We start from the raw sequence: 12,956 nt of genomic DNA, 5'->3' as shown, positions 1-12,956 counted from the left end.
GTCCTCTGGCGTTTCTATAATCTGCCCGTTTTCATCCCTCAGCAGGTAGCGGGCCTTCAATACCTTTAGCGCATTTTCCGAGAGTTCCATGAAAGGAGTATACGGCGTTACCTGCGAAGCTCAACCTTGCCATCTGGTCTACCCCAGTTCACAAATGTTCAGACGCGCTTCCGCAAAATTCAAGACCCCCGCCCGGGCAAGCCCGAACGGGGGTCTTTTTTCACGCTTTCAGCATATCAGCCTCAAGCATTTCAGCATAATACCCGGAGATTACTTGTACTCCGGCATCTCATCGAACTGGAGATACTTGTAGATGGCATCCTTCTTCGGCTCCACCTTCTCCTTGACGATCGACATGAACTCGGCAACCGTCGGCAGCTTGCCCATGGTGGCGGCAACGGCTCCCAGTTCGGCGGAACCGAGGAATACCTTGGCGCCATCGCCGATACGATCGTCGAAGTTACGGGTGGAAGTGGAGAACATAGTCACGCCATCGGGCACGCGGGCCTGGTTCCCCATGCAGAGGGAGCAGCCGGCGATTTCGATGCGGGCGCCGAAGGCGCTGTAGACCGAGAAGTAAGCCTCGTCCTTGAGCTGCTGCTGATCCATGCGGGTCGGCGGGCAGATCCAGGTGCGGACGCTCGGGTTGAACTTGAGGCCGCGCCAGATCTCGGCGGCAGCACGGAAGTGGCCGATGTTGGTCATGCAGGAGCCGAGGAAGACGTCCTGGATCGGGGTGCCCGCCACCTCGGAGAGGAGCTTCACATCATCCGGGTCGTTGGGGCAGGCCAGGATCGGCTCGGTGATCTCGGCCAGATCGATCTCGATGACGTCGGCGTAGGCGCCGGTCTCGACGGCGTTCTTGTCGGCTTCAAGGAGCTGCGGATTCTTCAGCCACGCGTTAACGGCGTCGATGCGGTTCTGAAGGGTCTGGGCATCCTGGTAGCCGTCGGCAATCATCTTCTTCATGAGGGCCACGTTGGAACGGAGGTAGGTGGCCACGCTCTCCTTGGAGAGTTGGATGCAGCCGGCGGCAGCGGAACGCTCAGCGGCGGCATCGGTCAGCTCGAAGGCCTGCTCCACGGTCAGGTCGGGAAGCCCTTCCATCTCGAGGATGCGGCCGTTGAAAATGTTGACCTTGTTCTTCTTAGGAACGGTCAGTTTGCCCTGCTTGATGGCCCAGAACGGAATGGCGTTGACCACGTCGCGAAGCGTAATACCGGGATTGAGTTTACCCTTGAAGCGGACCAGGACCGACTCGGGCATATCAAGCGGCATGAAGCCCATGGCACCGGCGAAGGCCACCAGGCCGGAACCGGCCGGGAAGCTGATGCCGATGGGGAAGCGGGTGTGAGAGTCGCCACCGGTACCGACAGTGTCGGGGAGGAGCAGGCGGTTCAGCCAGGAGTGGATAACGCCATCGCCCGGCTTGAGGGGTACGCCGCACCGCTCGATGATGAAACCGGGGAGGTTCTTGTGCATCTTCACGTCGGCCGGCTTCGGATAAGCGGCGGTGTGACAGAAGGACTGCATGAACATCGGCGAGAGGAATTTGAGGCAGGCCAGTTCCTTGAGCTCATCGGCAGTCATGGGGCCGGTGGTGTCCTGGGAACCGACGGTGGTCATCTTCGGCTCGCAGGCGGTGCCGGGGAGGATACCGGTCACGCCGCAGGCCTTGCCGACCATCTTCTGGGCAAGGGAGTATCCCTGGCCGGCTTTGGGCGCGGGGTTGACCGGCTTGGTGAAGACATCGGTATCCCCGAGGCCGAGGGCCTTGCGGGCCTTTTCGGTAATGGCGCGGCCGATGATGAGCGGAATCCGGCCGCCGGCGCGGAACTCGTCGGCCAGCGTGTTGGGGCTGATCTTGAAAGTGGAGATGACCTCGCCCTTTTCGTTGGCAATCTCGCCTTTGGCGGTGTTGATGGTGATGACGTCGCCGTCGTTCATCTTGGTGACATCAGCCTTGAGGGGGAGCGCACCGGAATCCTGGGCGGTGTTGAAGAAGATCGGGGCGATGACGCCGCCGATGATGACGCCGGCGGTCTTCTTGTTGGGAACGGCGGGGATGTCCTGCCCCATGTGCCAGAGTACGCTGTTGCATGCGGACTTGCGGGAAGAACCGGTTCCGACAACGTCGCCCACAAAGGCAACCTTATGACCGGCGGCGCGCCAGTCGGCGATGTCCTTGAGGCGGTTCGGGAAGCGGGTCTTGCCCATGGCCAGGGCGTGAAGGGGGATATCGGGGCGGCTCCAGGCGTCGCCGGCCGGGGAGAAGTCGTCGGTGTTGATCTCGCCTTCGACCTTGAAGACCTTGACCTTGATGGTCTCGGGGACGCCGGGACGGTTGGTGAACCACTCGGCATTGGCCCATGACTCCAGAACCTTCTTGGCGGCGGCGTTGCTCTTGCTGAGCTCAACAACCTGATCGAAGCCATCATAGACCAGAGTCATGCCGGAAAGGGCACAGGCGGCTTCTTCGGCCAGTTCTGCATCCTTGAGGGCCTCAACGAGGGGACCCACGTTGTAGCCGCCGATCATGGTGCCGAGGATGCGGATGGCATCCACCTTGGAAACCAGCGGTGACTTCTTGGTACCCTTGACGATTTCGGCCAGGAAAGCGGCCTTGACCTTGGCGGCGGGATCGACGCCGGGGGAGACGCGCTCTTTCAACAGATTGAGAAGGAATTCCTCCTTACCTGCAGGGGGATTTTGCAGCAGGTTGCACAGGTCGGCAGTCTGCTCCGGGTTGAGGGGCAGCGCCGGAATACCCTGCGCCTTCCGTTCGGCTTCGTGGGCGAGATAGGCTTCGATCATATCCATTCCTCCTGTGATTTTACTTCTTGAATCAATCGTTATTTCGAGATGTTGAAATGATTGTTCGGCGGGAGAAAATGGATACTGTATACAATTTTTGCGGGGAATTGTCAATTGCTTAAGTGGAGCTTATGGGAAGGGGAATAGGAGGCACAAAACAGCGACGCAGGGGGAAGGAAAGTGCACACTCACCTCCCCCCTGCGCTCGTTATTTTACCTCCCCTGCAATGGCGGCCGGGTCCAGGAGAACATCGGACTGGGTGCCGCTGTCCATGGCTTTGAGTGTTGCTCTACCGTTGGCCATCTCATCGCTTCCGATTATGAGGGTGAAGCGGGAGTTGAATTTATCGGAGCGGCGCATCTGGCTTTTAAGGCTCTTCCCCTCGTAGTCCATTTCCACTGAAACGCCAAGACGCTGGAGGCCGCACATGAGCCGGAAAGCTTCATCCTGGGCTTCAGCCCCGAGAGCGGCAATGAAGAGGTCGGGGCGACGCGCGAACTCTTGCTGCCCCAGCAGCAGAGCCACCCGTTCGACACCCATGGCAAAGCCGATGCCGGGAACGGCGGGACCGCCCAGATCGGCGATGAGCCCGTCGTAGCGGCCGCCGGCCGCCACGGCGCTCTGGGCGCCGAGGAGCCCCGTGACAAGTTCGAAGGTGGTACGGGTGTAATAGTCGAGGCCGCGCACCATCCTGTTATTGATGCTGTATGGAGTGCCCGCCCGCTCCAGGTGGCGACGTGTGGCGGCAAAGTGGTCGTCGCAGCCGGCGCAGAGGTGGTCGAGCATGGCCGGAGCGTCGGCGGTCGCCTCCTTGCAGTGTGCCGACTTACAGTCAAGCGCCCTGAGGGGGTTGGTTTCGTAGCGCCTCTTGCAGTCATCGCAGAGTTGGTCGAGCCGCTCGCGGAGGAAGCTCTTCAGCGCCTCCCGATAGACGGGGCGGCACTCGGGGCAGCCGAGGGAGTTTATCTGGAGAGTCGGCTCCGTAAGGCCGAGTTCCGCAAAGAAATGGCAGAGCATGGTGAGGACCTGGGCGTCCACCTTGGGGTCGGTGACGCCGGTAACCTCGGCGCCGATCTGGTGGAATTGCCGGTAGCGCCCCTTTTGAGGGCGTTCGTACCGAAACATCGGTCCCATATAGTAGAGTTTTGCCACCGGATCCTGGGCATAAAGCTTATGCTCAATATATGCACGCATCACGCTCGCGGTCCCCTCGGGGCGCATGGTTACGGCATTTTCCCCCTTGTCCACAAAGGAGTACATCTCCTTTTCTACGATGTCGGTGGTGTCGCCGATGGAGCGGCAGAAAAGTTCGGTTTTTTCAAGAATCGGAACGCGGATCTCGGCATAGCCATAAAGACCGAAAACACGGCGGGCGGTCGCCTCGATGTGCTGCCACCGCTCCACCTCGCCGGGAAGGATATCGTTAAAGCCCTTGATGCCAGTGGTCATGTACTTACCTACTCCTTAAACATTAAATAACCAGCTAAATTATCAACGAATTGCAGTTGCCCTGAATACGCAGTTCTTACCCTGCTCCTTCCCCTGGTACATGGCCTTGTCGGCCAGTTCGAGGAGTTCGAGCTTGGACTGGGTATCGGCGGGATAACAGGCGTAGCCGAGGCTGGCAGTGAGCCGAATATTGAATCCTTCAGCAGCCAGGAATGTGTGCCCCTCAATGGAACGGCGGATCCGCTCGGCCACGGTGGCAGCCCCCTTTTCCCCTGTCTCCACGAGCATGACAGTAAATTCGTCGCCACCGTATCGGATTACGATATCCACTTCACGTACGGATTTCTTGAGGAGCATCCCCATTTCGTTGAGAACCTGACTCCCCACCAGGTGTCCGTGGGTGTCGTTTACCCCCTTGAAGAAATCCAGATCGATGAAGATCATAGATACCGTTGAGCCGAAGCGGTCTGCCCGCTTGATCTCCCGATCGAGAGAGATATCCAGGTAGCGGTAGTTGAAGAGCCCGGTCAGTTCATCTATGTAGAGCATGTCCCTGGCGTTCGAGTAGCGAGAGGCGTTCTCAAAGGCAAGGGTTGACTGCTCAAGAAGAAACTGAATGCTCTTCTGCTTGTAGTCGAACGGAAGTTTCTGCCCGGGGTTATTGAAAATTACCACTACCCCTTGAACCTCTCCCTTGGAACGTATGACAAGAAGAAGCCCTTCCGAGAGCTCTAATCCGTCGAATTCCGCTCCCGATACAAGGGGGGTTGTATTGATCTTGTTAATAACGGAGCCATCATTGGTCTCGATGCAGAAATTTTTCCGAATTGCCTCAGCAAGTTTCTGAGCCGTCTCCTCGCTGAACCCCTTGAATTCCTTGAGGGCAAGATTATCGTCTTTATGATGGAACAGGCCAATGGCCCTGTCGGCACCGATCTCATTTGTCAGGGCGTCAAGGACTACCGCTGAAAGGCGTTCCATGTCGATGCAGTTGGCGATGTTCTGGCCGATCTGGAAGAGGTTCAGAAGCTCTTTCAGTTCGTAGTTCTCGTTGATGAGCCGACGCTGCTCGAAGCAGAGGGCAACGGTATGCTTGAACTCTTCATGATTGAAGGGTTTGAGAAGGTAATCACGGGCTCCGCTTTTGAGGGCCAACACAGCCGATTCGACATTTGCGTGCCCGGTCACGAGGATTACATCCACCGTGGGCATCTGCTGCTTTACCCTTGTCAGGAGTTCGATGCCACTCATGCCGGGAATGACCAACTCGGTGATGACGAGCTGGTAATCGTTGCCGGAAAGGAGCTCCAGCGCCTTGGCACCGGAGGTCACCGTATCTACCTCGTATCCGTCTTCCTTGAGGAGATCCACATACATCTGCCGAAAGAAGCGATCATCTTCGACGACGAGGATTTTATCCATGGAGGGCAGCTCCTGAGGGTGCGAATTTGTGCAGTGACCGCGCTTTAACCCTTAAAACTATCAGATAAAACGGGATGCTTGTCAATGAAAATGCCCGTCCGAGAAGGTTCTGACTAAATATCCGCTCCCGTCGCTTGCAACGTCTATCGTGCCGTTCAGGTCGGTGCGACAGACCGAAACACCATGCTCCCTCAGACGTGCAATGGTTTCCGGCGACGGAAGGCCGAAGCTGTTGCGGGCTCCGGCTGAAATGAGCGCCAGACGGGGGGATGCTGCGTCGAGAAAGCGGGGCGACGAGGAGTGACGGCTGCCGTGATGGGGCACCTTGAGGACCGTGCAGGCGAGTCTTTCCGGCTCGCACAGAAGCCGCTCCTCGGTATAACTGCCAATGTCACCGGTGAAAAGCATACTGAACGTTCCGTGGGTGAGCCTGAATACGAGGGAATCATCGTTTTGGTCGCTATCCGGCTCAGCAAGGGGGCGATATGCTGGAGCAAGGGGCTCGATCCGAACGTTGGCAACAGAAAATGGGGGAGTGGAAGAAGTAATGTATCGAACCGGAACCCGGTGAGCGGCAAGAATTTCCCGGAGCTTTGCATGGTCGCCGACTGGTGTTGTGATGCCACTCTCCCAGAATTCACCGATGGGGAACAGGGCGGCAAGAGAAATAAGCCCTTTGATATGATCGGGATGGGGGTGAGTCAGAACAACCATGTCGAGCCGGTCGATCCCCATGCTCCAGAGCGCCGGGGCCAGAAGCTGCTTCCCTACATCCATTCCTCCTTCGTGGGGAGATCCGCCGCCATCCACGAGCATTCGTCTGCCGTCAGGGAACGTGACAAGGGTCGATTCCCCCTGCCCCACACTGAAAAAGGTGATCCTGATTGTTTTCGATGAATCAGCCACCGCCGGCAGATGAAGCGCCAGCACAAGCCCTGCAGCCAGTGCGCTCAGGAGAAAATGGATTCGCTTTCCCTTGACGAGTGAGAGGGCCAGGAGGGCAAGGTAGAGGATAAAGAGGTCCGTAAGGGTCGCGTTTCGCAAGGGGAGAGGCGGAATTTGGGCCACGGTCGCCATGATTCCGTCGGAAACTCTCACCAGCCACGCGGCAATTCCAATGAGGAATTTAGCCGCCGCCGGGAAAAGGTAAATCAGCGGCAGGGCAGAGAACCCCGCCACCACTGCTCCGTACCCCAGCAGAGGAACCGCCACGAAATTTCCGACAAGCCCGGCGACCGATGCCCGGTGAAAGGTATGGACCACCGGAAGAAGCGTGACCATGGTGGCAGCGACCGATACGGCTGCAAACAGCATTACCTTCTTCATTGTGCCTTCCCGCAAATCGCCAAAAGGTTCCATGCAGAGGGGCGTCAGAACCAGTATCCCCCAGATGGCAAGAAACGAGAGCTGAAACGAGATATCGAAAAGGGCTTGGGGGTTGAACATCAGAATGCCAAATGCGGCTGCCGTTAATGTGTTGAGGGGATCGGTCTCCCGTTCAAGGAAAAGCGCCAGGGTTACAAGGGCGATCATCACTACCGAGCGGACCGTGGCCGGAGCCAGTCCGGCAATAAAGAGGTAGAAGACGACAGGGGGGAGCGTGGCCAGAAGGACGGTGCGCCGAAGGTTTAGGTGCAGGGTGAGAAATTCCCACCGGACGAGGAGGTGAAAGAGGAAATAGTGGATGGTGAGGGCGATTACCCCGATATGGAAGCCGGAGATGGAGAGGATGTGGTTAACCCCGGCGCGGGCGTAGATATCCTCGGTGTCTTCCGTGACGAAACCACGTTCTCCCACGAGGATAGCCCTGAGCAAGCCCCCCTCGGCCGGCGCACTTCTGCCAATGAAACCGCCCATCTCTGCGGCCAACCGGTCAAACCAACGCTGGACCGGATGTGCTACCGCTTCGCGGATCAGGAGTATGTCGTCGGTACTCTTGATTGACGCCGTGGCGTAGATGTTACGGTAGGCAAGGTAGCGACGGTAGTCGAATTCTCCCGGAAGCCCGAAATTTGTCGGTTCGCGGATCCGGGCTTCGAGCCTCACCCGGTCGCCGGTCAGAATGGTCCCCCTCCCCTCCCGAACGTAAACCAAGAGACGACCTATGGCCTCAGTGCTTATTTTGTCCCGGATAATCCGGTCGACATCGAGAATGATCCTCATCCCCCCTTCCGAGGCTTCGGGTCGGGCTCCGACGATCCCCTCAACTATGACCGGTTTCGAATCGGTAACATGGACAAGATGATGTGGTGGGTGTACAGGGGAGAGAAACGGGTGGAGTGCAGCACTCCCCCAGACGAAAAACAGAGCGATGAGGATTATCGTGAACGGGATGCGGCTTTTGAAGAAGACAGCCGCCAGAGCGGCCACAAGGAGTCCCGGGAGGAGTTGGTACGGGAGTATGATACCGAGATGGTGGGCAGAGGCAAGGCCGCCCACCATGCCGAGGAGTGGAAGAAGAAGGGGCCTTCCGGTCACTCAGTCCCCTAACGTGTCGGACGAATACGGCTCAAATCGTTCCGGAGTTGAGTTTCGAGCTCTACCTGCGGAACAGTTGCCGTCGGCTTTTTGTTCCCGAGCCCAATCGCTACGAGATAATCGGCCGGAGAGGATGAGCGTGCGGTGAGTTCGACGACGTCGGCACCGCCACGGGGGGGGAGTTGGATTTTCAGGGTATGGGTCCCTTTCGTCAGGCGCGTAATCCCCAGATCGTACCAGATGAGGTACGGTTTCCCATCCCACTGTATCCGCTTTCCGTTGAAATCGGTCATGAGCTTGCCGCCGAGAAGCTGGACGCGAACACCATATACCCCTGTTGCTGCCACATCGAGGGGGAGTTCGAGGGATGCGCCATCCGCCCCTGCCCGCACCCATGTCGGCGCCACATGGGTTCCAAGGTAATCGGCCGAGGTCAGATCGACCGACGACGGAAGAGTTTTGACGTTCTGGAAAGCAAGGATTTGTGGCTTAGCCCCCGACGCAATGGCAAACCCTTTCTCAAGATTGAGGGCCGCCGCTACGGCTTCGGCGTAATCACCCCAGGTAAGGGGAGCATCGGCGTGCCAGCCATCAAGGGGCTCAATTGCCGGATGATCACCGACGGCAACAAGCGTAAAAGCATCAACCCCTCCTTCAGGAGGAAGCAAGACCGATATTCCCTGACGTCCCCCCTTGAGGAGCACCGTTCCCGCCTCAACCTCACGGAGACTTCCGCCTGTACTCACCGTGAATTCTTTTCCCCCTGCCAGCCAGCGCTGGCCATCACCCCGAGACACAACCTTCAGGAGGTATTCACCGCTACGGGGGATGAAGACCGTAAAGTGGACAGTTGTCGGAGCGGCGATACCACTGAGCCAACCGGTTCCCGAGAATGGACCGTGGAGCGGATAATCCCGGAACGTTACGCTATCGCCCTGCACGTCATAGACGTCTTCAGCCTCAAAGCGAAAAGTGCGTTTCCCGCTCAGGACCGTCAGATAATCGGCAGTCTTCGGTTCAGGTGGCAGACCCTCCTGCCACCCCAATTCCTTAACGAGGGTTGCAGCAAACTCTCCCTGGGTGACGATATCCGCAGGCGCCGATTCGGCCAAGAGCTCGCCGCGGACCACCAGAACCATGGCGACAACCAGAAGAACCAGTGAAAAAAACGACTTTAGAGAAATTGTCCGCCATGATGCGATCATGGTAATCCTCCGCATGTACTCAAAAAAATTGCGCTATCTCATATAGCACAGAGTACTTGCATTTGCCAATTGGCATGTGTGGTGATATTAATATATGAGTTGCCATCGGTTACTGCAACAAACATCGAGCTCACGAAAGGTTGCAATCAAGTGATCGCCGTTCACAAGGATTTTTGCAAAATAATGTCCTACCGTGGAGAGCCCAATTGAATCCCCCTCTACGTGTGCTCATAATTGAAGACTCTGAAGACGATAGTTTTTTCCTCGTCAGGGCACTCAAAAAAGAATACGAAATCACCCACGTACGGGTTGACGCGGAAGATGCTCTTCGCAAGGCGCTAATCGGCGAGAAGTGGGACATTATTCTGTCCGACTACTTCATGCCCCAGTTCGATGCGTTGGCTGCGCTGTTGATTCTCCAGGAGATGAATCTGGATCTCCCGTTTATCATCGTTTCCGGCAGGATAGGCGAGATAGAGGCGGTCAAGGCGATGAAGGCCGGCGCCCATGACTATATCATGAAGGGGGATTTTACCCGTCTCATGCCTGCCATACGCAGGGAACTGCGTGAGGCCGACATCCGCGAAGAACGTCGCCGGGCTGAGAGAGATCTGCGGGAACAGCTCCACTTCAGACAGGTGCTCATCGACTCCATCCCCGCCCCCATTTTTTTCAAGAACACTGACGGGGTGTTTCTGGGATGCAACAAGGCCTTCGAGTCGTTCTCAGGCCTTGCCCAGAACGAGGTAATCGGTAAAACTATGGCTGATCTTGCCTCGAACAGCATTGCCGAACGGTTCGTTGAAGCCGATAAAGAGCTGTTTCAGCATGGAGGCACTCAAATCTATGAGAGCTCCATTTCCTTTGCCGATGGAGCTCTCCACGATGTCATCTTCTATAAAGCCACTTTCAACAACATCGACAACACCCTTGGCGGGCTCGTGGGCACGATCCTTGACATTACCGAGCGCAAGCAGACCGAGGAGAAGCTCCGCTACATGAGCACCCACGATCCGCTTACCGGCCTCTACAACCGGGCCTATTTCCAGGAAGAACTCGAACGTCTCGAGCAGGGGCGTCAGTTTCCGGTAAGCATCGTGGTCAGCGATATCGACAAGCTCAAGTACGTCAACGACAGCCTCGGCCATGCGGCAGGGGATGATCTGATAACCCGGGCCGCCCTGATACTCAAAGGGGCTTTCCGCGCTGAGGACGTTGTGGCGAGAATCGGCGGCGACGAGTTTGCTGTTCTTCTCCCAACCGCCGACGCGGTGGTCGTGGAAGAGGCTCTCACGCGCGTGATGTCGAAAATCGAGGCGAGCAATTCCCCCGACGTTTCCTTCGCACTCAGCATGTCCTTTGGTGCGGCTACCGCCTCGAAGGGGGACCGGCTGGAGGAAACCCAGAAGCTTGCCGACCAAAGAATGTACCAGCACAAGTTCAAGAAGAACCACACGGCTGCCTGAAACCTTCCTTCGTCCCCCCTGCCGGTAACCGTTCAATCCCTCAAATCAAGTTACAACGCTGGGGCACCGGCAATTTTTGTCGTGATATTAAACTTCCGGCATAATACGCCGAAAAGATACAGAGGGAAGCGACGTAATGAAATCTCTCCGGATCAGACGGAGCATGAAATGACGGTGGCCGTAAACCCTCCTCCTCTTCGAGTCCTCATCATCGATGACTCTCCTTTCGATACAGAACTGATAATTCGTGAGCTCAACAGTAGTTTCATCACCCATTTCCGCAGAGTAGACACGGCGGAAGAAATGCTCGGTGCCCTTGCAAGCGCGACGTGGGATATCGTGATTTCAGACTACGTGATGCCCAGCTTCAGCGGCCTCAATGCCATCGCCCTCCTCAGGAAGGAGGGATACACGACGCCGCTCATCGTGGTCTCAGGCAAGATTGAAGATGAGGCCGCCGTAGAAACCATGCGGGCCGGCGCCAACGATTACATCCTCAAGGACAATCTTGCGCGACTGGTTCCTGCCATCCGGCGCGAGCTTGAGGAATCAGAGGTCCGGCGGCAGAAAAAGACGGTCGAGGATGAACTGCGAAAGCTATCCCATGCCGTAGAGCAGAGTCCGGTATCCATCATTATCACCGACAAAAACGGCACCATAGAATATGTGAACCCTAAATTCACCCAGGTTACCGGATATGGCGCCGACGAGGCTGTCGGGCAGACCCCGCGTATTCTCAAATCGGGCAACATGCCTGACAGCGAGTATCGGCGCCTCTGGGAAACAATCACATCCGGCCGCGAATGGCATGGCGATATAATCAACAAGAAGAAGAACGGCGACCTGTTCTGGGAACGGGCATCAATTTCGGCCATCAAGGATGCCGATGGCGTCATAACCCATTTTGTTGGTGTCAATGAGGACATCAGCGAACAGCGACGGACCGAACTGGCACACAAACAGGCCATGAACCAACTCCGCCAGGCCCAAAAAATGGAAGCCATCGGCCAATTGGCAGGGGGTATCGCCCATGATTTCAACAACCTTCTTACCGTAATCAACGGTTACAGTACCATGCTGCTCCACGAGATGCCCGTCGACGATCCCTTCCGCTCCGAGGTTAACGAAATCCTCAAGGCCGGTGAGCGGGCTGCCGACCTCACCCACCAACTCCTCGCATTCAGCCGCCGCCAGATGCTGGAGCCCAAGGTGATCAACATCAACCATCTGGTCAGAAACATGGAGAAGATGCTGAAGCGGCTGATCAGGGAAAACATCGTCATGCATACCCGTCTTTACGAGCAACTTGGCGTTGTTAAGGTTGACCCGGGACAGGTGGAGCAGATCATCATGAATCTGCTGGTGAACGCCAGAGATGCCTTGGGTAACGGCGGCACCATAACCATCGAAACTGCCGACGTCTATCTGGACAAGACATTTGTAAACGAAAACCCGGGGGCGGTCGAAGGTAACTATGTCATGCTGGCGGTTCACGACAACGGAGAGGGGATGACCGAAGAAACCAGGCGGAAGATCTTCGAACCCTTTTTCACCACCAAGGGGCAGGGAAAAGGGACCGGACTCGGTCTTGCCACCGTGTACGGCATCGTCAAACAAAGCGGCGGATACATTCAGGTAGCCAGCGAACTTGGCCAGTGGACATCATTTCGGGTGTATTTCCCCCGCGTCGATTCCGAAGCATGGCAGGAAGAAACCGTTACACGTCACGAGGGGCCAAAGGGTAATGAAACGATCCTGGTTATTGAAGATGAAATCGGCGTGCTGAACCTAACCGCCCATACCCTGAAACGGAGTGGCTACGAAGTGCTTCAGGCGAGCTCTCCCACTGAGGCGAGTAGAATCTTTTCCGCCAACCACCACCGGATTGATCTCGTCCTCTCCGATGTTATCATGCCCGAGAAGAACGGCCCAACGCTGGTGCGGGAATTCAGGGAGAAACGCCCTGATCTTAAAATCATATTCATGTCGGGTTACACGGATGATACGATATCGTCCCCCCAAATTATCGATGAGCACACAGCCTTTATCAACAAGCCTTTCACGCCCGATGTGCTGGTCGAACGTGTGCGGGATGTCCTTGAGGGCCGGCTGAATATATAA

The 12,956-nt window shown here is 56.8% G+C and carries 7 protein-coding genes and 1 pseudogene; 2 read left to right on the top strand and 6 right to left on the bottom strand.

Annotation, left to right across the window (positions count from 1 at the left end; translation table 11 throughout):
• Nucleotides 1–39: 39 nt before the first annotated feature.
• The 6 genes and pseudogenes from KI811_RS18700 to KI811_RS16320 form a co-directional block, all read right to left on the bottom strand.
• Nucleotides 40–90: pseudogene (locus tag KI811_RS18700) on the bottom strand (hypothetical protein); the annotation flags it as partial.
• A gap of 180 nt (nt 91–270) precedes the next feature.
• Nucleotides 271–2,814: a bifunctional aconitate hydratase 2/2-methylisocitrate dehydratase gene (gene acnB, locus KI811_RS16340; RefSeq protein ID WP_214187539.1), complete on the bottom strand. Its 2,544-nt coding sequence runs from the start codon at nt 2,812–2,814 to the stop codon at nt 271–273.
• 208 nt (nt 2,815–3,022) lie between these two features.
• On the bottom strand, nt 3,023–4,264 hold the full coding sequence (hisS, locus tag KI811_RS16335) for a histidine--tRNA ligase (RefSeq protein ID WP_214187538.1): 1,242 nt from the start codon (nt 4,262–4,264) through the stop codon (nt 3,023–3,025).
• A 42-nt stretch (nt 4,265–4,306) separates the two neighbouring features.
• The gene (locus KI811_RS16330; protein WP_214187537.1) at nt 4,307–5,686 is read right to left on the bottom strand and encodes a GGDEF domain-containing response regulator; all 1,380 of its coding nucleotides are present in this window, start codon (nt 5,684–5,686) and stop codon (nt 4,307–4,309) included.
• A gap of 81 nt (nt 5,687–5,767) precedes the next feature.
• Complete coding sequence (locus tag KI811_RS16325) at nt 5,768–8,128, bottom strand: DNA internalization-related competence protein ComEC/Rec2 (RefSeq protein WP_246551828.1); 2,361 nt, start codon at nt 8,126–8,128, stop codon at nt 5,768–5,770.
• A 44-nt stretch (nt 8,129–8,172) separates the two neighbouring features.
• Nucleotides 8,173–9,369 carry a carbohydrate-binding protein gene (locus KI811_RS16320; RefSeq protein ID WP_214187535.1) on the bottom strand — a complete coding sequence of 399 codons (1,197 nt, stop codon included), beginning with the start codon at nt 9,367–9,369 and terminating at the stop codon, nt 8,173–8,175.
• Nucleotides 9,370–9,593: 224 nt separating this feature from the next.
• Between KI811_RS16320 and KI811_RS16315 the strand changes: the two genes are divergently transcribed.
• Both KI811_RS16315 and KI811_RS16310 read left to right on the top strand, forming a co-directional pair.
• Entirely contained in the window at nt 9,594–10,835 is a 1,242-nt protein-coding gene (locus KI811_RS16315; RefSeq protein ID WP_281873925.1) for a sensor domain-containing diguanylate cyclase, read from the top strand.
• A gap of 168 nt (nt 10,836–11,003) precedes the next feature.
• A complete protein-coding gene (locus tag KI811_RS16310) occupies nt 11,004–12,956 on the top strand; it encodes a response regulator (protein WP_214187533.1) in 1,953 nt (650 codons plus the stop codon).

It is taken from the genome of Geobacter hydrogenophilus, assembly GCF_018501225.1.
GTDB lineage: Bacteria > Desulfobacterota > Desulfuromonadia > Geobacterales > Geobacteraceae > Geobacter > Geobacter hydrogenophilus.
Note: the sequence above shows the minus strand (reverse complement) of the source record. Positions and strands in the feature narration are given on the sequence as shown.

Coding starts and splice junctions, on each gene's coding strand:
- acnB (WP_214187539.1), bottom strand. CDS start 2,814: ATGATCGAAGCCTATCTCGCCCACGAAGCCGAACGGAAGGCGCAGGGT.
- KI811_RS16320 (WP_214187535.1), bottom strand. CDS start 9,369: ATGATCGCATCATGGCGGACAATTTCTCTAAAGTCGTTTTTTTCACTG.
- KI811_RS16310 (WP_214187533.1), top strand. CDS start 11,004: ATGACGGTGGCCGTAAACCCTCCTCCTCTTCGAGTCCTCATCATCGAT.
- hisS (WP_214187538.1), bottom strand. CDS start 4,264: ATGACCACTGGCATCAAGGGCTTTAACGATATCCTTCCCGGCGAGGTG.
- KI811_RS16325 (WP_246551828.1), bottom strand. CDS start 8,128: ATGGTGGGCGGCCTTGCCTCTGCCCACCATCTCGGTATCATACTCCCG.
- KI811_RS16330 (WP_214187537.1), bottom strand. CDS start 5,686: ATGGATAAAATCCTCGTCGTCGAAGATGATCGCTTCTTTCGGCAGATG.